We start from the raw sequence: 25,323 nt of genomic DNA, 5'->3' as shown, positions 1-25,323 counted from the left end.
TGTTTTTTTATAAGTTAAGATAATTAATGGCAATGATGGTCTGATTATAGGCATTAAGGTTCGCTAGATAGCTAAGGGTTATTTGATACCCATTCTCCATACTTTGGATGTATTGAAAAAAATCGATTTCCCCACTCTGATAACTTAAAGTCGCCGTTTTAATGATTTCATCCGCGAGGCCCTGCCCTTCGTTTTCATAATAAGAAAGTACCTCCCTGTATTTATTTAATTGGCCTAAAAGAGATTCATATTTGGCCTTGAGGTGTATGGTATAATCTTCCATTTCCTTACTAGCAACATCTTTGGCTATTTTGGCTGCCTTTATTTTGGACGCATTTCCGCTAAAGAATAATGGGATTTTAACTCCCACTTGAAATCCATATAGGTTTTCCCCTAAGTTGGCATTGGTAGCCTGAAAATAATTAATGCTAAAGTCGGGCAACAAATGCTGTTGCTCCAAATTGCTTTTGGCGTTAAAAAGTTTATTTCTGTTTTCGAAATATTGGATGCCTTTATTTTCTTCCAACTTGGTTTGGTCCAATTTTAGTTTTTCCATGGGCATGGTCTTCACAACAAACACGGAATCTGGTTGCACGGTCTTGGACAGTTCGTAGAGGGCAATTTTAGCATCCTCGACGGCTTTTTTATAGAGGGCTTGAAGTTCTTTTTGTTTGGCCTGAGCGGTGATTTTCTCCAGATAATTGCTCTCTCCAAGTTCATACCTTCGTTGCGCTGCATATGAAAACCGTTCATATATTGCGTTTAACTCACCATAGGTTTTTTCCTTTTGCCTACTGTATTGCAACTCGTGATAGGCCGATGCCACTTCTTGTTGTAAACTGTTCAATTTTATGGCATAGGCACTATTTTCTATTTCATATAGAGCCTTGTTTACCCCTTTTTCGGCAAAGTAAATCGTAGGGAACAGGAAATTTTGTTGAATTCCATATACTTTTAAGAGCTCGTTGTTATAGGCCATATTATTTTGATCGTACTGGTAGTATACCTCTGTCTTATCAAAACTAAACGCGCTTCCTATGAAGGCTTTAGATTCATCAACCTTTAGGTTTGCTGCTTTGAGTCCTGTATTATTCCTTAGGGCTAAACTGCGGATCTCATCATAATTGAGTCCAGAATCCTGAGCATTAATAGCTCCGGCACCCAACATTATCAGCAGTATTGAACTGAGGAGGTTTTTGTTAATATTCAGTTTATTCATATTCTTTTTATCCTTTTTGTGATATAGGGAATACAAGATTGGAAGTACTACCAGCGTTAAAATAGTGGCGCTTATAAGTCCGCCAATTACCACTGTGGCCAATGGCCGTTGTACTTCTGCCCCTACATTTGTTGAGATGGCCATAGGCAAGAATCCGAGTGCTGCTGCAGAAGCAGTAAGCAAAACCGCACGCAATCTGTCTTTGGAACCTTGGACAATAAGTTCATCTGATTGTTCCATACCTTGAAATTTTAATTCCTTAAAGTGTTCTATCAGTACAATTCCGTTTAGAACGGCAATTCCGAATAGTGCTATAAAACCAACACCTGCAGAGATACTAAACGGCATATCTCTGATCCACAACAATAAAATTCCACCTACGGCAGACAATGGAATTGCAGAATAGATCAATAACGCCTCTTTAACCGATTTAAAAGCGAAATAAAGTAGTATGAATATAAGGATCAAGGCCACGGGGACCGCAATCATCAATCGGTCTTTGGCACTCTGTAGGTTCTCAAATTGTCCCCCATAGTCAATGGTATATCCTACCGGCAACTTTATAGTGTTGTCTATAAGATTTTGAACATCGTCCACTACAGATTGCAGGTCTCTGTTTCTTACATTCACACCCACGACGATCCTGCGCTTGGTATCATCCCTTGAGATTTTTGCCGCGCCTTCAGTATAGGTAATGTTGGCGAGTTCACTAAGGGGAATTTTTTGACCTGAAGGAGTGTCTACATATAAATTTTTAAGGCTAGAGATATCGTTCCTACTTTCTTTATCTAATCGTAAGGTCAAATCAAACCGTTGTTCACCTTCAAAGACACTACCTAGGTTGGCTCCAGCAAAACCCATAGAAATAATTTGGTTCAAATCAGCTATGTTGAGCCCATATCTAGCAATTTTAGACCTGTCAAACTTCACATTCATTTGGGGAAGTCCTGCTACTTTTTCAACGATTATATCGGCTGCACCCTCTACATTTTGAATCAGGTTTTTTATCTCGTTACCTTTAGCCTGTAGAATCTCCAAATCTTCACCAAAAATCTTTATGGCGATATCGGCACGTACCCCGGTGATCAATTCGTTAAATCGCATTTCAATAGGTTGAGTAAATTCTACTTCCATTCCTGGAATAACAGATAATGCCTCTTTAAACTTGTCGGCCAACTCATCCTTGGTTTCTGCAGAAACCCATTCTTTTTTATTTTTCAGGGTAATGATTACATCGCTTTCTTCCATAGACATGGGATCTGTTGGGACTTCGGCCGCGCCTATCCTAGTAATCACCTGTTTTACCTCGGGAAAATTATCCAGTAAGATCTGTTCTATTCTTGTGGTAATCTCAACCGTTTTACTTAAGGAGGTTCCCGTTTTTAATACAGGTTGTATTACAAAATCCCCTTCGTCCAAGGTTGGAACAAATTCCCCTCCCATTGTAGTGAACAGATATACGGAACCCGCCAAAAGCAAAGCAGAGATGGATAACACCACTTTCTTGTGACTTAAGGACCATTTTATGACTGGGTCATATCCTCTGTTCAATAAAGCCATAAGCCTTACGGAAATATTTTTAGAGGAAGTGTCTGAAGGTTTAATCCATAAGGAGGCGGCTACAGGCACATAGGTGAAGCATAAGAGCATGGCCCCCAGCAAAGCAAAACTAAACGTAAGTGCCATGGGTTTAAACATCTTGCCTTCTACACCGCTAAGGGAAAGAATGGGAATAAAGACAATAAGGATAATTAACTGACCAAATATGGCCGAGTTCATCATTTTTGAGGCACCCTGAAACGTAATCTTGTTTTTTAATTCCTGCCTTTGGCCTATTGCTACATTGGCTAGTTCGTCTCGTTTTGTGGTCATTTGATAGGCAATGTATTCCACTATGATTACGGCTCCGTCTATAATTATTCCAAAATCTATAGCGCCCAAGCTCATTAGATTGGCATCTACCTTAAAAATGTACATCATAGAAAGGGCAAACAATAGGCACAACGGTATTACCGATGCAACTACCAATCCAGAACGGAGGTTCCCCAAGAGCAAAACCACTACAAAAATAACGATCAAACATCCCAAGATTAGGTTCTCTGAAATGGTGTAGGTAGTTTTTTGAATTAGCTCGTTCCTTTCTAAAAATCCGTTGATATAGACCCCTTCTGGCAAGGATTCTGAAATTAGGTCAATTCGTTCGTGAACAGCATCGATGACCTTTTTGGAATTGGCATCTTTCAACATCATAATTTGCCCCAGTACCTTTTCACCCTCACCGTTTCCGGTGATGGCTCCAAAGCGTGTGGCACTTCCAAAACTAACTTCGGCAATATCCTTAATATAAACTGGTAGGGAGTTTGTTGTTTTAATTGCGATATTCCTTATATCCTCTAAGGAAGAAATGAGTCCATCGCCACGAATAAAGTAAGCCTGATTTACTTTCTCTATATACCCACCCCCAGATACACTGTTGTTCTTTTCCAAGGCAGTAAATATATCTGCCATAGTAACATTCATTGCATTCAGCTTATTGGTGTTGATGGCTACCTCATATTGCTTCAACTGACCACCCCAAGTATTCACTTCCACAACACCAGGGATTCCGGATAGCTGTCTTTTTACCACCCAATCTTGAATGGTCCTTAGTTCCATAAGGGAATATTTGTCCTCATATCCTGGTTTCGTATCTAGGATATACTGATATATTTCTCCCAAACCGGTGGTGATAGGCCCCATTTCTGGGGTGCCAAATCCTTCTGGTATTTTTTCGGAAGCCGATATTAATTTTTCCGAGATTAGCTGGCGGGGTAAGTAGGTGCCCATTTTGTCTTCAAAAACTATGGTAACCACCGAAAGTCCAAATTTGGAAACCGAACGAATTTCTACCACTCCTGGTAAATTAGCCATTTCCAACTCTACTGGATAGGTGATAAATTGTTCCATGTCCTGAGTGGACAAATTTTTCGAGGTGGTAATTACCTGTACCTGGTTATTGGTAATATCTGGGACGGCACCAATGGGAATCTGAGTAATGGAATAGAGTCCAAAACCTATAATAAATAGGGTGAATAAAAGAACAATTAATTTATTCTTTAAACTGAATTGAATAATATTGGATAGCATAATTCATATATAAAAGGTTTTCAAACTATGGTGTATAGCCTGATTCAAAAAAAAATACGGTACCTAAAATGAATTATACTTGTTTGGGGGGTTGAAAGATATCGGTGAACATTATCTGTTCGTAGGATTCCTCATAAAAAAAACCAGAAATGGTGTCAATGGCATGGGGAGTTTTTGCCAACATCAAGCTGTCTTCGTTTAATACAAAGGCAGTAGTGGAATGAATACAAGATTGATGGTTAAAGGGAAGATCCTCGTGGTCTTTGTGTTCTTCTTGATGCTCTATATAATGTTGTTCCTTAAGCGATCCGTAATGTTTGGAAACAAAATCGAATAAATTATCTCCATATTTTTGCTTATGGAAGTTGGCATGAGTTAAAAAATCATCCAACTGCGCCACGTTCACCATGTCCAAATGAAGGCTTTGGAATAAAAGTAATAATGATAGCGCTATGGAAAATATTTTACTCATCTAGCGGCAAATATAAAAATAATTTTGTGATAAAGACCTAACCATTGTCTTCTCTAGATTAATAATTAGTGAAACTAAATCGCATAGAGTCTATTCCACTGCCTTATTGGGAAAATCTATCAATTGGGGGAACTTTAGTTCCACTAGAACTAAAACAATAAATTGATGTGAATAAGAGTGGGCTTAGACTACTCTATAATTATTAGAGCTTTTTTTAATAGTTCTTTTTTATGTCGACTTAAAGGAATGACTTTACCATCTATTTCAACACTGGAGCCATTGAATTTGTCTATTTTATCGAGATTAACGATAAAGGATTTATGGATCCGTAGAAATTTATCTGAGGGTAGATTATCGGCAAAAGCTTTCATGGTCGATAGGATCAGCATGTTTCGTTCTTTGGAAATTATTTTTATATAATCGCCATTGGCTTCGACCCATAAAATTTCATTTAAAATCAGCTTAGTCTTTTTTAACTGATGATTTATATAAATAAATTCCTGTTCAATTTCCTCGGTATTTACTATTTTGTGGTTAATAGCCGCTTTTTTGACCGCGTTATCAAATCTTTTTTTGTCCAAGGGTTTTTTTAAATAATCCGCAACATCGTAATCAAAAGCTTTCATGGCATGCTCTGCACTACCCGAAATTACAATTATCTGTGGCTTTTCGTCCAAGGATTCTAGGAGATCAAATCCGCTGATCAGGGGCATTTCAATATCCAGAAAAATTAAATCGACAACGTTGAGCGCAAGAAAGTCTTTCGCTATTTCACCATTTCCAAATTCATGTAATAAAACAAGGCTTTTGTTTTCCTTTATCAGTTTTGAAATGGCACGTCTCTGAATTGCTGAATCGTCTATTAGAATACATTTTAATTTACTGCTTTTCATATAGTTCATTTACATAAAATACTTAGGAGAACTACAACTATTATGAAAACAGTCGCAGAAAGTTGCATCTTCAAACGTCCCTCTCGTAGAACATTTGGAAAACACAGCATTATCCATAGTAGAGTTTAGGGTTATTCTGTTACAAATATACGGTATGTTACTTAAATCGGAAATCTTTTCACTCTAGTTCAGTCTAAATGTAATATCCTAAGTGATTTCAAAGTTGAAAATGATTTTAGATTTTTGAAGATTTTTCTCTTTCCAATAAATCCTTTGTTATTCTGTGCATTATCGATTCAATTCTAATTGGAACCTCTAAACCCATCTTCAGTAATAAAGGGATGTTGAGGTTATATATTTTGTTTTTTTACTAGCTTTATATAGTTAGTTTTGTACTATGGTAAAAAAACACTTTACAACTTTATTTTTAGGAATAATTAATATTCTGTTGCTTAGTAGCACTTCGGAGATTGGTGCTCAAGAAATAAAAGTATTTAAAGTGGGGGATTTTGATTTAAGCGGTCCTGTTAAATCCTGTTTGGTGATAACTGACTATGGTAAGGAACAATACAAGTTTAATGAGAAAGGTTTGTTAACCAATGCGATTACCCGTTATAATGACGAAGATTATGATATTACCACGTATAAGTTAAACGGCAATGAACTAGTAGAAAAACGAGTTGAAAATTACAGGGATGGAATAATTGTTAAACATACTTCTCTTGCCAACTTTTACGAATTAGATACAACTGAAGGTAAGAAAATTACAGAAAAGATCATTTCCTACAACAAGCAGTTTTTGGACCAATATCAATATGATTATGGTAGGAATGGAAAACTGAACTCCATTAAAAGAATCAATGATAGTGGTATAGATGAAACTACTATAACTTACGAAGTTAAAAACGGAGAGTCCACAGAAACTTATTATTTAAACGATGTTATCTTAAAATCCATTCGTGTTTCAGAAGCTAGCGACCAAAACCAATTAGCTCAAAAAACAGTGTTGACCAAGCAGTTTTTGGAGGGAGAACCGCATAAGGCCTTGGAACAGAAGTATACGGAGATGGGGAAACTGATTTCGGAGGTTAAATTTTCGTTTAACAAGACCAAAAAAACTTTTCTACCGAGCGAAAGTGAATTTTATGAGTATAATCCGCAAGGAGATATATTATCGGTGAAAATTGTAAAAAATAAACTTGAAAGGGTAAAAAACTATCATTATCAGTATGACGATGCGGGAAAAGGGAATTGGATCAAACAAATTTTGACTCCTGATAATTCCTATATCACCCGTAGAATACACTATTATACAAAAGTGGAATCCCAAGAAAATAAGAGATAATAAAGGAAGGGAAATTTAAAAATTAATAACGATGCTTTTAAAGAACGTGTTAATCGGCTTTCTGATAGTACCGTTAGTGACCAAAAGACATCCTATACGCCTTATAGCGTACAGGATGTCTTTTTTTTAATTAATTTTTAAAGGAGATTACCTTCATGGTCTACCCTCAAATTTTTCTTGTCATTTCCATTTTGGATCTGTAATTGATAAACTTTCTTTACACCCTTATCCTTGTAATAGGTTACTCTATAGATATCTTTATGAATCTTCCAATTTGGATAAAGTTTAAAAATTTCATTGCGCACCGATAAAGGGGGCGCTACGTCCTTAAATTTTTCAAAAGTGGAAATCACTTTGCCGTCGTTACCGTAAGTTGCAATAATTCTGCCATTGGTTTGGGAGAAAATCACCTTAAAATCGTCGTAATCTCCCTTAAAATTAGGATTTTCGGTTACATCGTAATTGGCGACCTCTTTTTGCAGGTTCTGTACATACTCCGGTGTGGATTCATTGCTGACCATACTGTGATACGTATAGTTGGATATTGGCGTAATGGTAATACCCTCTAGCTTAACTTCCTTGTTCTGTGTCTCATCATCATTGGATTGCGAAAATCCCATGACAGCAAGGCACAATAGTGTAATTAAAAAAAATGATTTTTTCATGATTGATGAATTTAATGATTTGTATATCCTAAAATTACTAATTGACGCTTGCGCCCAGTGCTACCCAAGTAGCATTTGCACATGCTTTATCATAATTTTAACGTTATAAAACGATAATAACACCTATTAAATGAGGTAGGAAGGAACCTTTTTATGTAAAAGGGAGGAATCTATAATTTCTATATGCTTTCTTTTAATATCTAGTATGCCCTCTTCTTTAAAATCCTGAAGGTGTCTATTTAAAACTGCCCGTGTTGTTCCGATCAATGCTGCCAGTTGATCATGGGTGAATCCGTTGATCACTTCTATTTTATTGGTCGATTTATTTATATAACGCAGCAGAAGTTTAGCCAAGCGTGTTGAGGTGTCCTTTAGGCAAATGTCGGATACAACATTCTCTAATTGATCCATTTTTTTTAAAACATAAACTAATATTTGCTTATAAAAAACGGGGTTTTTTGTGGTCCAATCTCGCATAAGGTTCACAGGGATGTAAAGGACTTGGGTAGGAGACAGAGTTTCATAATATAGATCGGTGCTGGCCTCATTGATCAAGGAACAAATATTTAAAACATCGTTTTTGGTCAGTAAAGATAAGACCAATTCCCTATTGTTCTCGGAATCGTAGTCGTAGGCTTTCACCATTCCGAAAGTTATAATGTAAAATCTACGCAAGGCTTGACCCGACTGTAAGATACAGGTCTTTTCAGGCCAATTACAGGGAGTTGAAATGGCTATTAATTCCAATAAGGATTCATTATTAATATCGGAAAAAAGTGGATTATTCCGAATTTCATCAAAATATGTGGTAGACTTTTTTAAATTCATATACTTGTTCTTTTAAGTAGGTTAAATTTCTTTTAGTACGGTAAAAAAGTATAGAAAATTTCACTTAAGAGGGATAAGCCATATTGGTAATCTCCATAGTTATTTTAGAAAAGTCAATTAAAAATACAAAAAAAATGTAGGCCAAGTCACTAGGTTTCATTATTTAACAACAATTTTTATGTTGTCCCTAGAGGTATATTTTTGGGTTGTAGAGTATGAAAATTTTACGCCTATGAGGCGTGAAATTTTACTCTATCAGTTTATTTATTACGTTCATATTTACTTCATGACCTCCTTCAAATAGTATATACTTGGCCCTTCCCTGAAATAGAGCATCTATTTTGGGACGCTCCTTTTGTAAACGCTGGGGGGTCAAATATTCATCCTGCTTGCCCAGTACAATTTTTACTTCAGGATTCATGGACATTAGAAACTCAAAATCGGAGGGAGTAAGCTCTGCTGGAACTCCTCCTGCATACAAGATTAGCTCTTTGCATGGAATCTTACTTTTTGCGACCCATCGTGTTGCAATGGATACGCCCTGAGAAAACCCTAAAACAATAAGGCGACAATCTTCAGGAATATTTTCATTTAGGAGTACCTGATCTAGATATCGGATAACATTTTCGGTTTCCATTTCCGTATTTTCCTTGGTGAGCCAGCTGGCGCCAACATGCTTATAATTGGATTTTAGGTAGTACTTGGAGGGTGCCTGAGGAGCAATGATATAATTCTCCTCTTTGGGAAGGCCTTTAAAATACTTTAAAAAGTACTTGCTAAGAAATCCGATCCCATGTAGAACGATCCATACATTTTTGGTGCTCGAGTTTAACTCGTTTAAACAGAGATAGGTGTTGGTTGTTGTATAGGAGATGTTTTTTTCTTTGGGTTCCATAATCGTGATATATGGAATAAAGTAACGCTTTATTTGATTTTCTAATGCTTAATTTTACGAAAAAAAGGTCATGGACGGATATAAGGAGAAAATACTGGGAATTTGTAACGAAAGTAGTAAAGGAACCTTAATGGAAACCTTGGGAATGGAATTTATAGATGTTGGCGACAATTTTTTAGTGGCAAAAATGCCAGTTACCCAAAAAGTATATCAACCAGATGGGGTTCTACATGGTGGGGCAACTGTAGCTTTGGCCGAAAGTGTAGGAAGTGCAGCTTCGTATATTTTTTTGGATGCCAAAAAGTATTTCATCCGGGGTTTGGAAATCTCTGCCAACCACGTCAAAAGTGTTAGTGAGGGAGAAATCTTTGCCAAAGCCGTCATAGTACATAAGGGCCGTACCACACAAATATGGGATATTAAGATTACCGATCAGGACAATAATTTAGTTTCAATTTGTAAATTAACGACCATAGCGTTACCAAGAAAATAGTATGACTTTAAATTTTTTGGACCGAATTGCCCAGCAATATGGAAACCAGTTGCCTTTTGTGGCCTACCGTAAACCCAATGAAGAAGAAGTACGGTTGATCCTACAAAATGATCAGGAACTGCACCATGTTGTAGATTATAGGGAAAGCGGTTTTATTTTTGCTCCGTTTAATGCAAGTGATGAGGCCATTCTGTTAAAGAATGATGCTTCCTATTCTGAAATTTTAAATACGGAAAAGACCAGTGAAAACAGTGATTCACAACCAATGAAGGACGATGGAGCTGGCAAGGCTTTTCACTTAGGCCTGGTGCAACGGGGAATTCATGAAATTAAAGCAGGAAATTTGGATAAGGTGGTGCTCTCCAGAGAAGTGGAGGTGTCCACTTCCAAAGATCCAATACAATTATTTCAGAACATCTTGTCTCTGTATCCTACGGCATTCTGTTATATATGGTATCACCCAAAAGTTGGTATTTGGTTAGGTGCAACACCCGAAATGTTATTGGAAATGGAAAACCAAAGGCTAAAGACCATGTCTTTGGCCGGTACTCAGAAATATCTAGGGGAAGATAGCCCTGTTTGGGGCAACAAAGAGTTGGAAGAACAACAAATGGTTACCCAATTCATCACCGATTCCCTAAAAGACAAAATAAAATTGTTGACTATATCGGAAACCATGAGTTACCGTGCAGGTAATTTGTGGCACCTTAAAACATCAATATCAGGAATGACAACCCCTGAAATCGGATTAAGCGAAATCATCCATTCCTTACACCCAACCCCAGCGGTATGTGGCCTTCCAAAATTAAAAGCCAAGGATTTTATTCTTAAGAACGAAAAGTATCTCCGAGAATTCTACACAGGTTTCTTGGGAGAGTTAAATTTCAAGGAAGAAGTGAATCGACCTTCAAAGCGAAGGAATCAAGAGAATAGGGCGTATAGGACTATCAAGAATAAAACCTCTCTTTTTGTAAATTTGAGGTGTATGAAAATACATAAAAATAAGCTTACTCTATATGTTGGTGGTGGAATTACACGTGAATCTGATCCAGAAATGGAATGGAAAGAAACCTGCGATAAAAGTCGCACTATGCTGAATATTATCCGCAGTTAAACTTAATAGGGATTTGGATTGGATTTAATAAAGAGGAGGTTGTATTTTTGTATGAATGAAATATTCTACTATTCCTTCTTCCCAAACCGTTGTGTACCATTGCAAGGCAAGAGGTATTAAAAACATCGTTATTTCCCCTGGTTCTAGAAATGCCCCGTTGACCATTGGTTTCACGGAAGATCCTTTTTTTAAATGCTTCAGCATTGTTGATGAAAGGTGTGCTGCTTTCTTTGCCTTGGGTATTGCCCAACAGCTACGGGAGCCTGTAGTTATTCTTTGTACTTCTGGGAGTGCTCTATTAAATTATTATCCCGCCATTTCAGAGGCATTCTATAGCGATATTCCCCTGGTCGTAATTTCTGCAGATAGGCCACCTTATAAGGTAGATGTGGGAGACGGACAGACCATTAGACAGGAGAATGTTTTTGAAAACCATATTGCGTATGGGGCAAACCTGAAATTGGATGTATCCCATGCTACGGATAAAATTCGCAAATACGATGCACTCAGCCTCATGGGTACTGATGTTGGCATTGCACAGCAAGCGGTGCAGGAATTTAACGATACCGCTCTGGATAACGCCTTAAATTTGGCATGGTCCCAAAACAGTCCAGTACACATCAATGTACCTTTTGAAGAGCCCTTATATGATGTTGTTACGGAAACAACCTTAATTCCCATGGTTAATTTTGTTAGGGACAATCAACAGGAATTAGATCTAGGTAAATTGAAAGAAAGTGTAGAAGTTTGGAATGGATCGGAACGGAAAATAATTTTGGTAGGGGTTAATTTTCCGAATTCTGTGGAACAAAAATATCTGGAACAATTGGCAATGGACCCTTCTGTTATTGTTTTAACGGAGTGCACCTCCAATTTACACCATCATAATTTCTTTCCAAGTATAGATAGTATCATAGCACCTATAGAGAAATCTCCCGAAAAAGAAATGCTGTTTAAACAATTGCAGCCAGATATTGTGCTGACGTTCGGGGGGCTTATAGTCTCCAAAAAAATAAAAGCGTTTTTGCGGGAATATAGCCCAAAGTTTCATTGGCATATCGATCCTCAAAAGGCACCAAATACGTTTTTCAGCCTAACACATCATTTTCAGACAGATCCCAATAGATTTTTCGAAAAACTATTGCAAGTTTCTTCTGGTATCCAGAGCGACTACCAACAATACTGGACTCGGTTCAAAAATGAATATATCGCCAGAAGGGAACAGTACCTAAAGGAAATTCCGTTTAGCGATATGTTGGCATTTTATCGTATCATGGGCAGCATCCCCAAAGATTACCAACTACAACTTGGAAATAGTGCTACCGTACGTTATGGTCAGTTGTTCGATTTGGACCAATGCATAAATGTTTTCTGCAACCGGGGCACCAGTGGAATAGACGGCAGCACCTCTACGGCTATCGGTGCCGCCCTATATTCTGAACAACCTACTTTGCTGGTCACAGGGGATCTCAGTTTCTTATACGATAGCAATGGGCTATGGAATAAGTATATACGACCAGATTTTAGGATAATCGTTATCAATAATGGCGGAGGTGGAATTTTTAGGATTTTGCCAGGTAAGGACAAAACAGATAATTTTGAAAACTTTTTTGAAACCACACATCAGATAGATCTTGCTCTAATTGCTAAAGCCTATAGTTTTGATTTTATGTCCGTTGCAGATGAAGGGGCATTAGGAGCTGTATTGGATGATTTCTATGCGAAGTCTAATTGTCCTAAAATTTTGGAGATCAAGACCCCTAGATTATTGAATGATAAAATTTTGCTTAGTTATTTTGATTTTATATCTTACAACAGCAAATAGATATTGATAACTAATTTTTAACAAGTATTATGAACAAAAGAGACGAATTGATCGAAAAGTACGCGGCGGACATTAAAGAAAAATTTGGCGAAACACCAAATATGGATTTATTAACTAAAGTGACCATAGGATTGGGACCTTCAATTTACAATAATGATGCATCAAAAGTTTCTGGTTCGGATGCTAAGGAATTAGAAACGGTAAAGAAAAATTTTCTTGTAAAAAAACTTGGATTAGAAGATGGCCCTCAATTGATGGAGGCCGTAAAAGCTGTGACAGACAAATACGGTTCTTCCGTAAAAAATAAACATAGGGCGGTAGTGTATTATATGCTGGCCAAACACTTTAAAAAAGAATCTGTTTATAATAAATAAGTAACAAAATTAGAATGTTAGGGCCGCTCTTTAAAAAGAGCGGCTTTTTTTTATTGGGATTATTTTAAAGTGTATTTTTGCAGCATGATAGCACTTGGAGAATATAGTAATTTAGAAATATTAAGAGACACTACCGTGGGTCTTTTTTTAGGAGATGAGGAAGGTAATGATGTTCTATTGCCTAATAAATATGTGCCTGAAGAATTTGAGATCGGTGATTTCCTAGACGTATTTTGCTATTTGGATCATGAGGAGCGCATAGTGGCCACCACCTTGGAGCCCTATGTTATGGTGAATCAATTTAGGTTATTACAAGTAGCTGAGGTTAATGAATACGGTGCTTTTATGGATTGGGGATTGGAAAAGCACTTATTGGTCCCTTTCCGTGAGCAACGCAGTAAAATGCAGGAAGGCCAATGGTACGTTGTACACTGCTATTTGGATGAAAAGACCAACAGGTTGGTAGGTTCTAATAAATTAGATAAATTCCTGTCCAATGACACCCCTACTATAAATGAGCAGGATAAGGTAGACTTGGTCGTCACTAGATTGACCGACCTAGGTTGGGAAGTAATCATAAACAACAATTACAAAGGTCTAATTTATGCAAATGAGGTGTATAAAAAAGTTTCCATAGGAGATCAGTTGGAGGGATATATAAAACTTATAAGGCCTGATAATAAAATAGATGTTTCACTACAACCTATTGGATACAAGAGTTTGGAGCCTGCCGCCAATCTTATTTATGAAAAGTTGAAGGCTCAGGACGGTTTTTTAAAGCTTCATGACAAATCTGATCCTGAAGATATTAAGCGTTTACTTCAAATGAGTAAAAAAACCTTTAAAAAAGGAGTAGGGGCGCTTTATAAAGAACGAAAAATAGAAATTAGTGACGACGGTATAAGACTGATTTAAACGTTTATTTTATAGTTTTGTCCCAAAGTTACACTCTTACTTTTGTAAGTTGATTCGATTTGGAGTTAAACTACTGATTATTAGATACATGTAATTAGCGTGCCTTTAAATTTTGATGGTGAATATTTGTCATATTACCACAAAATCCATTACTTTTACAACAGCATAAAGATAATATTAAATAAATACATTATTTTTTGTTACATTTAAGTCTTCACCCCTAAAATAATACTTCTATGCCATTCATCGAAGAAAGTGATTTATTGGAATTGCATAAGGATATAGATAAGGCTCAAATAATTAATGAGCGTTTATTAGATCAAATAAAATATAAGAATAAGGAATTAAGGCGAAGTAAACTCCAAAGAAACCTTTTTGGTAGTATTACGGTACTTTTCCTTATTGTTTCTCTGGCCTTCTTTTCGTACAATGCTGGGATTATAAGATCATCCAATTTTGAGAATAGGACTAATTTACTAGTTTCAATTGATAGTCTAGATGTTATTAAGGCAAGAATAGACAACCTTAAGGAGCAGAACGAAGAACTGAGTTTAGTAAAGGAATTCTATTTGGCCAAAAAGTTTTTGGAGAAGGAAAAAATATATTCGGTACAGGTAAAATCATTCGTGGATAACAATCTTACCCTAGCATCGGAATCTCTTGGAAATACCATATTTGCCAAGGCAAATCCATTTTACTCATATTCTTTGGGGAATTTTGAAACTTTGGAAGAAGCTCGTTCATTTCGATTTCAATTGGTGAAAATGGGATTTAAAGACGCCTTTGTTGCGTCGTACAGAGATGGAAAACGCGTAGAAATAGAAGACCCCTACTAATTTGTTGAAAATAAAAGCTTGGCTCGATGCAGCGCGGTTAAGAACTCTTCCTCTTTCATTATCGGGAATAGTTGTTGGTACTGCCTTAGGAGGTATGTATGGAACATTTGACTGGCGTATTTTTATATTTGCGGTTCTTACTACCGTAGGATTTCAGGTAACCTCCAATTTTGCCAATGACTATGGGGATGGCGTTAAGGGTACCGATAATGAAAATAGGGTTGGACCTAAACGAGTATATCAAAGTGGTTTACTCAACAGAGCACAATTGAAAGGAGGAATAATTATTTCCATTGTGATCTGCTTGATTTTAGTATTGGCCTTATTGTATTTTTCTTTCGGTACAGAACATTTGGAATTCATTTTATTATTTGGTTTCCTCGGTATTTTAAGTATATGGGCAGCTATTAAATATACAGTAGGAGATTCCGCCTATGGTTATAAAGGATTTGGAGATGTTTTTGTATTTCTGTTTTTTGGACTATTGGGGGTAATTGGCTCTATGTTTCTCTATACTAAATTAGTGTATTTCCCCTCTTTTTTTCCGGCAATTACAATTGGATTGCTGAGTACAGGAGTGTTAAATTTAAATAATCTTAGGGACTACCGGTCCGATAAACTATCCAATAAAAACACAGTCATTGTGAAGATGGGGGTGCGCAATGGAAAGATATACCATACCCTATTGATTTGCGTAAGTTTTGTTTGCATGTTGATTTTTACTATTTTACATTTCGAAAATTGGAGAAACACAGTGCACCTAGTGGCCTTTGTGCCTATATTTATGCATTTAGTGAAAATGCTGCAGGTAAAGAACACCGTTTTGCTGGATCCAGAATTAAAGAAATTGGCGCTAAGCACCTTTTTATTTGCAATTCTGTTTTATTTTAGCTTTAATGATTTCAACCAACTAACCTAACAAAAAATTAAATTTTGGAACAACCAATTAGAATTCTTATAGTAGAGGACAACGTAATTATTGCAGACGACATGCAGTCCATGTTGGAGGAAATTGGTTACGAGATCGTAGATAATGTTATTGTTTATGAACAAGCTGTAGAGGTATTAAAGAATAATGAAGTAGATCTAGTGCTTATAGATATTATCTTGGCTTCGGATAAAACCGGAATAGACCTAGGTAAACACATTAGGGAAAACTATAATATTCCATTTATTTTTGTCACTTCCAACTCGGACAGAGCTACTGTAGAAAATGCGAAGAGCGTTAAGCCTAATGGCTATCTTGTAAAACCCTTTGAACAACAGGATCTTTACACCTCTATTGAAATTGCCTTATCCAATTTTATCTCAGTGGTAAAAAAGGGAGAGGAATCCCAGGAAGAAGAGGATGATAAATTAATGGCGAACAAGGTTTTGAAGGATTCTATTTTTGTTAAAAAACAACATTTATATTATCGGATCCAGTTTGGAGATATTCAATTTATAAAGGCCGATAATGTTTACTTAGAAGTAAATACTGTAGATAAAAAGTTTTTGGTACGGTCACCGCTTAAGGACTATTTGGAGAAATTGCCTCAAAATAAATTTTATAGGGCGCATAAATCCTATATTGTAAATGTGGACCATATTGATGCGATAAACTCAAAAGATATTCTGATAAACGAAACGTTGATACCTATATCAAAGGAGTTTAAGTTATTTATAATTTCGGCAATGAATTCATAAATACTATTTATCGAAAGGAATAAAAAACAAAAAAGGTGCCATTTGGCACCTTTTTTTACTGAAGCTCTGATTTTTTTGCCTTCGATTATAAAAATGCAAACAGATTCATAACTACCTGTTCATTTAATCTATTTAATAATGCAAGTATCATGACAGGCCTTTTAGAGGCATAGCTGAGCGCTTTTGCCTAATGGATTAGTTCGGAAGGAGGGGGTATTTCTTTTAATTCTTTCAATAGGACCATTGGTAAGGGGGCATTTTGTACATAAATTTTTGGATTGGTTGGTGGGTTATGATTGCTGGAACATAATTGCGCTTGGCAGGAAGCAGAAAAAATTAGATCTAATTTCTCGTGTACTTTTACACATGCTGGTCTAATAGAATGGTATTCCCGTCGGGGTCTACCACCACAATACTGGCCGGACCACTTGTGTTTTCCCCTGTCTTTTGCACCAACTGGACTCCTTTTTTTAGCAGATCTTTTTCAATTTTCCTAACATCGGCAAATGAATCTAATTTGTAAGCATTTTCATCCCAGCCAGGATTAAAGGTCAGTATATTGTTTTCGAACATTCCCTGAAATAATCCGATCAATGAATTACCGTTCTTCATAATTAGATAATTTTTTTCCAATACGCCTGCAAAGACGGAAAATCCTAAATTTTCATAAAATAATCTTGAAGCGTTAATGTCCTTGACATTCAAACTTACCGAAAATGCACCTAGTTCCATATGTGGTATTTTAAATAAATATATTCTAAGTTACGCATTTTTTAAGCTATTGAATTAACCACCTTATACTTTTGGAATATGCAATCAAAAGAAATTTTACGTTTGTTGCTTATTTATAAACTCGATATTCATAAATGCTAAGAATATCAATTCATTTGAGCCCTAGTCTTCATGGCAATAGGTTGAAAATTAATAGGTAGAGGTCATATCACTATCTACACATATAATGAAATCTGCCTTCTTAAGATGGTCTGGTAATAGTTTCTTTAGGTTGTCCTGAGATACGGTACTTAGGGTAACATAATTCAGGCTGGCATTATCCCTTTTAAGGTACCAAAGGATGCCCTCGTAGAAGTCTGAATGGTAGGCACCGTTGAAATGTAAAAAAAGTTGGTTTTGCTTATGGTTTTTTAAAATAAAGTAGGCCATGGTAGCGTCTTTTATAGCCTGTGCCATTATTAGTTTAGGGCTCCCATGATCTCCCATCATGGAAAGAATATTTTTGTAAGTTGGCAATTCGCTGTCAAACGGGATGGGTAGTGGTGCAATCCATGATTTTTCATCTGAATTAAGGGAGTCTAGAATGGAAAAACCATTTTTATAGACAAGGTTGGCATATCTTCTTGGAACATTGGTAGCGATAAATGGCAGCTTATTTGTTTTAGCAAAATCTACTAGGGGTGCATAATCCGTTTTATAATTGGGCCAGAGTCGCGCCATGGAATCCAATCCTTTATACGTGATTTCTTCATTTAAATATTTGTTTAGGGGGATCTGGTCATCCGCTTCAAACATTTCTGCTCCTAGAATAAGAGACCTCTGGCTACTTAATTCCGTGGTCACCTTAAGTTGCAACCAATGGGCAATAGGGTTGTCGTGCAATTCACCGAACAACACAACATCGGCCTTGGCTAGTTTACGTACCATTTTAGAATAGGAAACCTTTTTGCCCTTGGAATTGTAAAGTACATAGGGCTTCATCTGACCAAATACATTACTACACAATAGGAGTAGGGACAAAATGAGTATAGATTTAGGCATATTATTCTTGTTTAGATAGCATTAATAAAGAATTGAAATTATTTTAAATATGGAGATTATTGAAAAAAAATAGTCCTTAATTATGGAATATTATGCTATCCTATACAGTGAAAATAATTTAAAGAGAAGAGAATGTTACTTTTTCACGAAATAGCGTAGCATGGTGGAGTTTTCCAACATGGTAGGGATTAATTCGCTAATGGTGGGATGAATATGAATAGCATCACGCACGGTTTGATAGGACGACCCGGCATACATTTGATCAATTATGGTATGGATATATTCATCGGCACCGGCACCAATAAATGTGGCCCCTAATATGGAGTCTGTATCCACTTCAAGAAATATTTTTAATTTTCCTTTGGTCTCTCCCATTTCTTTGGCTCGGGCAATTTTACTCATAGGAATTTCTGACACTTTGGCAATTAGACCTTTTTTCTGAATATCTTTTTGGTTCATCCCTACACGAGCAAGCGGAGGATCAATAAAAGCAGCATAACAGGTAAATCTATCCGAAAGAAAACGTTTTTGATCTAGGAACAATTGGGAGTTTACAATCTGAAAATCATTATAGGCAGTATGAGTAAAGGCTCCTTCCCCGTTACAGTCGCCCAAAGCCCATATATGGTCTACCGAAGTGAGAAGGGTATCATCTACTTTTATATACCCATGCTTGGTTAGCTTAATCCCGGTGTTTTCTAGGCCCATATAGTCGGTGTTTGGGGTGCGACCTGTAGCTAAAAGTAAATGGGACGCCTTAAGTTTTTGGGAGTTATCATCGCAATTGAACGTTGCCTCTATATGGTCATTCTTTTTTTTCGCCCCAATACAATCCGATTTCAATTTTATCTCCACCCCACTATCTTCCATAATTTCGGCAATGAGATCCGAAATATCCCCATCTTCCTTTTTTAATAATTCTCCTCCCTTTTCTAGAATGGTGACTTTACTGCCAAATCGCCTGAACATTTGTCCAAACTCTAATCCAATATATCCCCCACCTACTATTACAAGGTGCTCTGGAATCTCCTCTAATTCCAAAATACTTTCATTGGTAAGATAGGGTACATCCTTAAAACCATTTGGAATGTAGGGTCTTGCTCCAACATTTATATAAATTTTATCCGCGGTATGCTGGTCGCCATTTACTTCAATGGTATGGTTGTTCACAAAGCTTGCCTTACCACGAATTAGGGTGATGGACTTATTTTCGGTCAGCATCTTTTCCAATCCATTACGGGAATCCTGTACTATGCCATCTTTACGCTGTTTTATTTTTTTTAGGTCTATAAGTACGTCCCCTTTGATCGTCACTCCTAGTTCACTGCTATTGCCAGCAATAAATGCACGTCTGGCAGAAGCTACATAGGACTTGGTGGGGGTGCAACCTACATTTACACAGGTACCCCCCAAATGATCTTTTTCAATAATTGCAATTTTCTGGCCGTGTTCCGCCAAACTTTGGGCTAAGGGAGGTCCCGCTTGCCCAGTTCCTATAATAATGGCATCAAAATTCATGGGTTATTGATTTACTCTTAAAATATCGTTTGTGGCTCCTAAACAGATCGGGTTTTTAGGATAGCATAAAAATCATCTCTTTTCACTCACCCTTAAATTTAATGATTAAATTTTACAGAAGTACTCATCTTTAAGGAAATTTCTATCTAATAATTATTAAATACCGTTTCTAAAGGGTTTCCATTTCAACCGTTTTTGTAAGTGCTTTGTCAGAGTCAATGGTAAGAGCCGTTCCAGATGAAGCGAAATATAATCTAGGGCTCGGTGCCGAAAAACCCGAAAAAAATACTATATTTTATCCTTTATTTCTCGAACAAATCCAAAGTTTATAGAATGTTGGTGGTCAACATTATGGTTGCATGAGTGATAGTAAATAGGATAAAAAAACACAACCCATACCAATTGGCACAGGTTGTTTGTTTAAATACATTTCATCAAGGAGGAGTGGGCCTTACCAATTCTTTATTTCCTCTTCCAATTCTTCCCTTTTTTTACCGGTTTTTTCCTGTAATCTCCCCATCATTTCATCAAATTTACCTTCGGCATAGGTAAGGTCATTATCGGTAAGATCACCGTATTTTTGTTTAAACTTACCTTTCACTTGTTTCCATTTTCCTTCTAACTGATCGCTGTTCATAGTGTCTTATATTTTGCCCAACCTACGAAGGTCGAGCAGGTTAATAATTATTTTAATTATAATCTTATATCTAAATTAATTATTATCCCTTGTATTAAATATCTCTAAAAAAATCATTTTTAACGCAAAACATCCATCATGTTTACTTTTTATGCTGGGAAAGGTAAAATGGACTAAAATGCTATTTAAAGTATTTTTTTAAAGAACACAGGGGGGTGCCCATACCTTACTACTAATTCCTTATCTATTGTTGTGGGAAAACTTAATTGAGGGAAATTTGACTAAATGTAGTTTTGGAAGTTGTGGATCTACAATTTAAACCTCTGTATGGCTTCCCATTATTGCGAACAGCAATATTACCTTAGAAATCAAGTAATATGTGTGCAATCTGAACATTCAAAACAGCTTGCACTTCTGTTGGTCCAATCTAATTTAAAAAACGTGGCTACGGCCAAATTTAATTAGGCCCTTCTTGTCCAAAATAAATTATTGCTACAAATGAGACATTTTAAGGAATTCCCTGCTACTTCTACTGTTTGAGGTTCTTTTTTATAAATAGGAGCATAGTAATTTCACGCTTTCTGGAATAGTTAATCTAATCCTAATAACGCTATTATAGTTCTGTCTTCGGAATATTTTGTTTAAAAAAAGTTGATTTAACTATTATTTTCGGGAAGATAAATATCAAAGGTAGCACCTATGCCCAATTCCCCAGACGCCGTAATAACACCATGGTGGTTTTCTATAATCCGTTTTATGATGGCAAGCCCTATCCCTGTTCCTTGATATTCGTTTCTTCCATGAAGACGTTGGAACAGTTCAAATATTTTTTCGCTGTATTGTTGGTCAAATCCAATTCCATTGTCGGAAATGGAAATATGGCAATAGCTTTTATGGTTCAATAATTTATTATTTTCAAAGGAATTCGCCTTTACAATCCTGGCGTTTATAGTAATACGTAGGGGTTCTTCAGATTTTGAAAACTTAAGGGAATTACTGATCAGATTATAAAACACTTGTTGAATTTGGAAAGGGATAATGTTCGCCGTACAGCTAGACTGGATATCTATGGTTGCGTTTTGCAGCAGCAGCTCTTCGGCTAGATCTTCTTCTACTTGTACAATAATACTGTCTAGCTCTACTTTTTTAAAATCCCCCTCTAGGTTATGGGTTCGGGAATAGGCAAGCAGATCTTCAATAAGCGCTTGCATACGTTCGGCCGATAGCTGCATCCGTTTAAAGAGGTCTAGGCCATAATCTGATAGGACGTCAGCTTCCCTTTCGGCTATCCGCGAGGCAAAGGTCTGAATCTTTCTTAAGGGCTCCTGTAGATCATGGCTAGAGATATACGCAAAGGACTGGAGCTCTTTGTTCATTTTCTGAAGCTCTTCATTTTTATGTTCAAGTTCTGCTTTTTTATCCATGAGGGCGTCATCGGCGATTTTTTTCGCCGTTAGATCCCGGGTGACTTTGGAATAACCTATCACCTCATTATTCTTACCATGGACCGCTGTAATTACCACACTCGCCCAAAACAAGGAGTTGTCTTTCCGTACACGCCAACCTTCCTGAACCGCCTGATCATTCTTTATGGCTCTCCGCAATAATTTACCGGGAAGCCCCTTCTTCTTATCCTCTACGGTATAAAAGTTAGAAAAATTCTTTCCTATAATTTCGTCGGCTTTATACCCCTTGATCTTTTCTGCACCAGCATTCCAATTTTCTACAATACCCTCTCGGTTTAAATATAAAATGGCGTAATCTTGTACTTCCTCTACCATTAAATGATAGCGCTGTTCACTTTTTTGAAGCGACTCGTTCAACTTCAATAGCTCTGATGTGCGTTCCTCAACCTGTTTCTCCAGCTCGTCGCGGAACATTTTTTGATCCTGAATATCCGTACTGGTACCTACCCACATTTGAATTTTTCCGTTTTCGTTCCTTTGGGGTTTTGCGCGACTCAATTGCCATCTGTATTTTCCATCATGTCGGCGAAAGCGATGCTCAAATAAAAAATCTGTGCCCGAGGAGATGGATTCCATCCATGTTTTAATGTTTTTTTCCCGCTCATCGGGATGAACAATTTGAATCCAACTATCCATTTCTATTTGTTCTGGCGTTAGCCCCGAATACTTATAAACAGATTGGTTAAAATAATTTATAACCCCATTAGGGTCTGCAATCCAAATGAATTGGGGCATGGAGTCTGCAAGTAATCGAAATTTTTTCTCACTCTCCTCAAGTTTTTGTTGTGCTTCAACATGCTCCGTAATATCTGTATTGCTTCCAAACCAATTGGATATAGTGCCTTCTTCATTTTTAACAGGTATCACCCTAGTAAGAAACTGTCTATAGGTATTATCAGCCCCTTTAATTGGAAATACCATTTCGAACTTTTGTCCGTGATCTAATGACTTCTGCCATTTATCTGATACGGAAGATAAAAACTTAGGGTCCACAACTCTTTTCCAACCCCATCCTTCCAATTCTTCATGTGTTAAACCTGTATACTCTATCCATTTTTCATTGTACCAGTAAACCGAGCCATTAGCATTGGCCATCAAAGCTAAATTAGGAATGTTATCTGCCATGGTGTGCAGACGAATTTCACTATCTATAATTTTTTGTTTGGCAGTAATCTGGTTGGTAATATCGATAAGGGTATTTATTACTCCGGTAATTTCTCCCCCACTATTATATAGGGGTTTTGGATAGGGAATAAAATGTCGTTTGGTACCATCGGGTCGCAGTACCACCAATTCTGGGTTCAATATTTCCCCTCCCTTTAACGCTATGGTCATTGGGAGCTCTTCCAATAACACAGGTTTACCCTCTGGAGTGAAAATTTTCCACGATCTACACCATAAATCCTTTCCAATTTTAGGAGTATGTCCCCAGAGTTTAACTGCCGCTTCATTATAGAGCTGTATATACCCCTCTGCATCACAAGTATACACGGCTACCGGTAAACCATATATAAGGGCTTTATACTTGGTCTCGTTATGAGTTGAATTCATATCAATTGCGTATTAGGGTTGAATTAGGAAAGCTTCCTTTTTAGGCTGTAACCCTGTGGTCGTATTAATTAAGGAGACAGCCTTTTTAATAACATCTTTTAGCTTTGAAAAAGCGGCTGGTTTTCGAATATAGTACAGAGCTCCTTGGTTGTAAAGTTCATCCATTACCTCAGGATTTGAGGAGGTAGAATAGATTATTACCGGCAATTGCTTCAACATATCATTTTGCTTTAATTCGATCAGACATTCAAAACCAGATTTGCACGGCATATTCAGGTCCAGAAAAATAAGTTGTGGAAGATTGGTTAGATTACTTTCAAGATAATTCATCAAGGCTTCCCCATTGTTCACTGTTTTTAAGGAGACGGCTAAGGAAAGTTCATCCAGGGCATCTTGAAAAAACATGCAATCGTCTTCATCATCATCGGCAAGCATAATAAATAAATGGTCGGCGGTCATTGTATCTATAGTTTAGAGTTACTTTAAGATATCGTGGAAAAGCGCATAAATTATCGGGTTTGATAAAGATAAGTAAATAAAAGAGGTTTTATCTTATTTTCCAAAGAGTGGCGATAAAAAATTACTCCTTATTATAGTGCTGTTATTTGTTCAATTTTAAAGGCATATCCTAATTCTGCAATTACTATGTTTTACGGCTAAACTATATGAATTGCCTCAGATATTGTTGTTGTAATTTTCTATTCACTATCTATGCTAATCGACATATTGGTCCATATTTCTTCATTCTAATATTCTACTCTCGCATATCATAGCACCTATTAGCTGCTGGTAAAATGGGTTCTAGGTTAGTGGTGGTTAAAGAAAATCGTTCAATAAATAAATTGTGAATATCTATTGTGATATTTCCCTACAATCCCTTTTATTACCTATATATTTGGCATCCTAAAAAATAAACTATGAGCGTAACTTGGTACGAATGCAAGGTAAAATACAGAAAGACACACGATACTGGAGAAATTAAAGTAACAACGGAAGCCTACCTCTTGGATGCCATTTCCTATACGGAGGCAGAATCTAGGATCAACGAAGAAATGGCCGCTTATACTAGCGAAGAATTCCTAATTACTACGATTAAGGTAGCGAATTTCTCGGAAGTACATCCCTATGAGAATTCCGATCGTTGGTTCCGATCAAAGGTTTCTTTGATTGCCTTTGATGAAGAAAGTGGTAAGGAAAGAAAGACCAATTTGTATATGTTGGTTCAGGCAAATGACGTAAAAGAAGCTTATGATAATACTATTACCGCTATGAAAGGCACAACGGGCGACTATACTATTCCTGCAATTTCCGAATCTCCTATAATAGATGTATTTCCCTACTTTACCGGAGAAGAAGAACAGTTAGAGAAATTTAATGCCATTGAAAAATCCGAACCCGAAATGGAAAACACTTTGGAAGAAAGCGATAACATATAATCCCTTAAACCCCGATGCCAGCATCGGGGTTTTCTATTAGCTCAGCAAACTGAACCCCTTATAAATAAAGTTTAGGGTTAGTTTTTCGCCATTAATCGACTTCAAAGTTGATTTTAAATCTTTCGGAAATCTTCAATTAATTAACCTACCCACTACAACTGAGGTATTAGTTGATCTACTAAATATATCGCTACGTACAGGATATTTAATTGTTCGGAAAATTAACTCGTTTCCTAATTTTGTCTTTATATTTAGG

22 protein-coding genes are annotated in these 25,323 nt (G+C 36.7%); 10 read left to right on the top strand and 12 right to left on the bottom strand.

The genetic code is table 11. The features are described from left to right. Positions 1–7: 7 nt before the first annotated feature. The 3 genes from KCTC52924_RS18355 to KCTC52924_RS18345 form a co-directional block, all read right to left on the bottom strand. The gene (locus tag KCTC52924_RS18355; RefSeq protein WP_251807823.1) at positions 8–4,345 is read right to left on the bottom strand and encodes a CusA/CzcA family heavy metal efflux RND transporter; all 4,338 of its coding nucleotides are present in this window, start codon (positions 4,343–4,345) and stop codon (positions 8–10) included. A 73-nt stretch (positions 4,346–4,418) separates the two neighbouring features. Beyond that, complete coding sequence (locus KCTC52924_RS18350; protein WP_251807822.1) at positions 4,419–4,817, bottom strand: hypothetical protein; 399 nt, start codon at positions 4,815–4,817, stop codon at positions 4,419–4,421. Positions 4,818–5,005: 188 nt separating this feature from the next. Next, positions 5,006–5,710, bottom strand: coding sequence for a LytTR family DNA-binding domain-containing protein (locus tag KCTC52924_RS18345; RefSeq protein ID WP_251807821.1), 705 nt, complete (start codon positions 5,708–5,710; stop codon positions 5,006–5,008). 397 nt (positions 5,711–6,107) lie between these two features. Here KCTC52924_RS18345 and KCTC52924_RS18340 point away from each other — a divergent pair, with 397 nt between their 5' ends. Further along, the gene (locus KCTC52924_RS18340) at positions 6,108–7,055 is read left to right on the top strand and encodes a hypothetical protein (protein WP_251807820.1); all 948 of its coding nucleotides are present in this window, start codon (positions 6,108–6,110) and stop codon (positions 7,053–7,055) included. A 137-nt stretch (positions 7,056–7,192) separates the two neighbouring features. On the opposite strand, the gene KCTC52924_RS18335 is transcribed toward KCTC52924_RS18340, so the two are convergent. The 3 genes from KCTC52924_RS18335 to KCTC52924_RS18325 form a co-directional block, all read right to left on the bottom strand. Then, positions 7,193–7,720 carry a hypothetical protein gene (locus KCTC52924_RS18335; RefSeq protein ID WP_251807819.1) on the bottom strand — a complete coding sequence of 176 codons (528 nt, stop codon included), beginning with the start codon at positions 7,718–7,720 and terminating at the stop codon, positions 7,193–7,195. A gap of 126 nt (positions 7,721–7,846) precedes the next feature. Then, positions 7,847–8,548: a Crp/Fnr family transcriptional regulator gene (locus tag KCTC52924_RS18330; RefSeq protein ID WP_251807818.1), complete on the bottom strand. Its 702-nt coding sequence runs from the start codon at positions 8,546–8,548 to the stop codon at positions 7,847–7,849. 247 nt (positions 8,549–8,795) lie between these two features. Beyond that, a complete protein-coding gene (locus tag KCTC52924_RS18325; RefSeq protein WP_251807817.1) occupies positions 8,796–9,443 on the bottom strand; it encodes an alpha/beta hydrolase in 648 nt (215 codons plus the stop codon). Between the two features lie 70 nt (positions 9,444–9,513). Here KCTC52924_RS18325 and KCTC52924_RS18320 point away from each other — a divergent pair, with 70 nt between their 5' ends. From KCTC52924_RS18320 to KCTC52924_RS18285, 8 genes are all read left to right on the top strand, one after another. Beyond that, entirely contained in the window at positions 9,514–9,936 is a 423-nt protein-coding gene (locus KCTC52924_RS18320) for a PaaI family thioesterase (RefSeq protein WP_251807816.1), read from the top strand. A 1-nt stretch (position 9,937) separates the two neighbouring features. Continuing rightward, entirely contained in the window at positions 9,938–11,050 is a 1,113-nt protein-coding gene (locus KCTC52924_RS18315; protein ID WP_251807815.1) for a chorismate-binding protein, read from the top strand. Positions 11,051–11,105: 55 nt separating this feature from the next. Next, entirely contained in the window at positions 11,106–12,875 is a 1,770-nt protein-coding gene (menD, locus tag KCTC52924_RS18310; protein WP_251807814.1) for a 2-succinyl-5-enolpyruvyl-6-hydroxy-3-cyclohexene-1-carboxylic-acid synthase, read from the top strand. Positions 12,876–12,904: 29 nt separating this feature from the next. Next, entirely contained in the window at positions 12,905–13,249 is a 345-nt protein-coding gene (locus tag KCTC52924_RS18305; protein ID WP_251807813.1) for a DUF2853 family protein, read from the top strand. An 84-nt stretch (positions 13,250–13,333) separates the two neighbouring features. After that, positions 13,334–14,164 (top strand): S1 RNA-binding domain-containing protein, encoded by an 831-nt coding sequence (locus KCTC52924_RS18300; protein WP_251807812.1) that lies wholly within the window; start codon positions 13,334–13,336, stop codon positions 14,162–14,164. Between the two features lie 236 nt (positions 14,165–14,400). Next, the gene (locus KCTC52924_RS18295; protein WP_251807811.1) at positions 14,401–15,000 is read left to right on the top strand and encodes an SPOR domain-containing protein; all 600 of its coding nucleotides are present in this window, start codon (positions 14,401–14,403) and stop codon (positions 14,998–15,000) included. A 1-nt stretch (position 15,001) separates the two neighbouring features. Further along, positions 15,002–15,919 carry a 1,4-dihydroxy-2-naphthoate octaprenyltransferase gene (gene menA, locus KCTC52924_RS18290; RefSeq protein ID WP_251807810.1) on the top strand — a complete coding sequence of 306 codons (918 nt, stop codon included), beginning with the start codon at positions 15,002–15,004 and terminating at the stop codon, positions 15,917–15,919. A gap of 14 nt (positions 15,920–15,933) precedes the next feature. Then, positions 15,934–16,686 carry a LytTR family DNA-binding domain-containing protein gene (locus KCTC52924_RS18285; protein WP_251807809.1) on the top strand — a complete coding sequence of 251 codons (753 nt, stop codon included), beginning with the start codon at positions 15,934–15,936 and terminating at the stop codon, positions 16,684–16,686. A gap of 360 nt (positions 16,687–17,046) precedes the next feature. Here the strand turns inward: KCTC52924_RS18285 and KCTC52924_RS18280 are convergent, their stop codons facing one another. The 6 genes from KCTC52924_RS18280 to KCTC52924_RS18255 all read right to left on the bottom strand — a co-directional run bounded on the left by KCTC52924_RS18280 (position 17,047) and on the right by KCTC52924_RS18255 (position 24,090). Continuing rightward, positions 17,047–17,418, bottom strand: coding sequence for a VOC family protein (locus KCTC52924_RS18280; protein ID WP_251807808.1), 372 nt, complete (start codon positions 17,416–17,418; stop codon positions 17,047–17,049). A gap of 189 nt (positions 17,419–17,607) precedes the next feature. Then, positions 17,608–18,459, bottom strand: a complete 852-nt coding sequence (locus tag KCTC52924_RS18275) for a ChaN family lipoprotein (protein WP_251807807.1) — start codon at positions 18,457–18,459, stop codon at positions 17,608–17,610. A gap of 135 nt (positions 18,460–18,594) precedes the next feature. Further along, positions 18,595–19,977 (bottom strand): mercuric reductase, encoded by a 1,383-nt coding sequence (locus KCTC52924_RS18270; protein WP_251807806.1) that lies wholly within the window; start codon positions 19,975–19,977, stop codon positions 18,595–18,597. 451 nt (positions 19,978–20,428) lie between these two features. Further along, positions 20,429–20,614 (bottom strand): CsbD family protein, encoded by a 186-nt coding sequence (locus KCTC52924_RS18265; RefSeq protein ID WP_251807805.1) that lies wholly within the window; start codon positions 20,612–20,614, stop codon positions 20,429–20,431. 656 nt (positions 20,615–21,270) lie between these two features. Next, the gene (locus KCTC52924_RS18260) at positions 21,271–23,631 is read right to left on the bottom strand and encodes a PAS domain S-box protein (protein WP_251807804.1); all 2,361 of its coding nucleotides are present in this window, start codon (positions 23,629–23,631) and stop codon (positions 21,271–21,273) included. A gap of 12 nt (positions 23,632–23,643) precedes the next feature. Further along, positions 23,644–24,090: a response regulator gene (locus KCTC52924_RS18255; protein ID WP_251807803.1), complete on the bottom strand. Its 447-nt coding sequence runs from the start codon at positions 24,088–24,090 to the stop codon at positions 23,644–23,646. A 458-nt stretch (positions 24,091–24,548) separates the two neighbouring features. Between KCTC52924_RS18255 and KCTC52924_RS18250 the strand changes: the two genes are divergently transcribed. Beyond that, positions 24,549–25,067, top strand: coding sequence for a DUF4494 domain-containing protein (locus KCTC52924_RS18250; protein WP_251807802.1), 519 nt, complete (start codon positions 24,549–24,551; stop codon positions 25,065–25,067). The last annotated feature ends 256 nt before the right edge of the window (positions 25,068–25,323 follow it).

Source organism: Arenibacter antarcticus (assembly GCF_041320605.1).
In the GTDB taxonomy this organism is placed as follows: domain Bacteria; phylum Bacteroidota; class Bacteroidia; order Flavobacteriales; family Flavobacteriaceae; genus Arenibacter; species Arenibacter antarcticus.
The sequence above is the reverse complement of the archived record's forward strand: the minus strand, read 5'-3'. Positions and strand labels throughout refer to the sequence as shown.

Coding starts and splice junctions, on each gene's coding strand:
- KCTC52924_RS18275 (WP_251807807.1), bottom strand. CDS start 18,459: ATGCCTAAATCTATACTCATTTTGTCCCTACTCCTATTGTGTAGTAAT.
- KCTC52924_RS18350 (WP_251807822.1), bottom strand. CDS start 4,817: ATGAGTAAAATATTTTCCATAGCGCTATCATTATTACTTTTATTCCAA.
- KCTC52924_RS18355 (WP_251807823.1), bottom strand. CDS start 4,345: ATGCTATCCAATATTATTCAATTCAGTTTAAAGAATAAATTAATTGTT.
- KCTC52924_RS18295 (WP_251807811.1), top strand. CDS start 14,401: ATGCCATTCATCGAAGAAAGTGATTTATTGGAATTGCATAAGGATATA.
- KCTC52924_RS18300 (WP_251807812.1), top strand. CDS start 13,334: ATGATAGCACTTGGAGAATATAGTAATTTAGAAATATTAAGAGACACT.
- KCTC52924_RS18255 (WP_251807803.1), bottom strand. CDS start 24,090: ATGACCGCCGACCATTTATTTATTATGCTTGCCGATGATGATGAAGAC.
- KCTC52924_RS18325 (WP_251807817.1), bottom strand. CDS start 9,443: ATGGAACCCAAAGAAAAAAACATCTCCTATACAACAACCAACACCTAT.
- KCTC52924_RS18305 (WP_251807813.1), top strand. CDS start 12,905: ATGAACAAAAGAGACGAATTGATCGAAAAGTACGCGGCGGACATTAAA.
- KCTC52924_RS18345 (WP_251807821.1), bottom strand. CDS start 5,710: ATGAAAAGCAGTAAATTAAAATGTATTCTAATAGACGATTCAGCAATT.
- KCTC52924_RS18330 (WP_251807818.1), bottom strand. CDS start 8,548: ATGAATTTAAAAAAGTCTACCACATATTTTGATGAAATTCGGAATAAT.
- KCTC52924_RS18315 (WP_251807815.1), top strand. CDS start 9,938: ATGACTTTAAATTTTTTGGACCGAATTGCCCAGCAATATGGAAACCAG.
- KCTC52924_RS18265 (WP_251807805.1), bottom strand. CDS start 20,614: ATGAACAGCGATCAGTTAGAAGGAAAATGGAAACAAGTGAAAGGTAAG.
- KCTC52924_RS18320 (WP_251807816.1), top strand. CDS start 9,514: ATGGACGGATATAAGGAGAAAATACTGGGAATTTGTAACGAAAGTAGT.
- KCTC52924_RS18280 (WP_251807808.1), bottom strand. CDS start 17,418: ATGGAACTAGGTGCATTTTCGGTAAGTTTGAATGTCAAGGACATTAAC.
- KCTC52924_RS18260 (WP_251807804.1), bottom strand. CDS start 23,631: ATGAATTCAACTCATAACGAGACCAAGTATAAAGCCCTTATATATGGT.
- KCTC52924_RS18340 (WP_251807820.1), top strand. CDS start 6,108: ATGGTAAAAAAACACTTTACAACTTTATTTTTAGGAATAATTAATATT.
- KCTC52924_RS18270 (WP_251807806.1), bottom strand. CDS start 19,977: ATGAATTTTGATGCCATTATTATAGGAACTGGGCAAGCGGGACCTCCC.
- KCTC52924_RS18335 (WP_251807819.1), bottom strand. CDS start 7,720: ATGAAAAAATCATTTTTTTTAATTACACTATTGTGCCTTGCTGTCATG.
- menD (WP_251807814.1), top strand. CDS start 11,106: ATGAAATATTCTACTATTCCTTCTTCCCAAACCGTTGTGTACCATTGC.
- KCTC52924_RS18250 (WP_251807802.1), top strand. CDS start 24,549: ATGAGCGTAACTTGGTACGAATGCAAGGTAAAATACAGAAAGACACAC.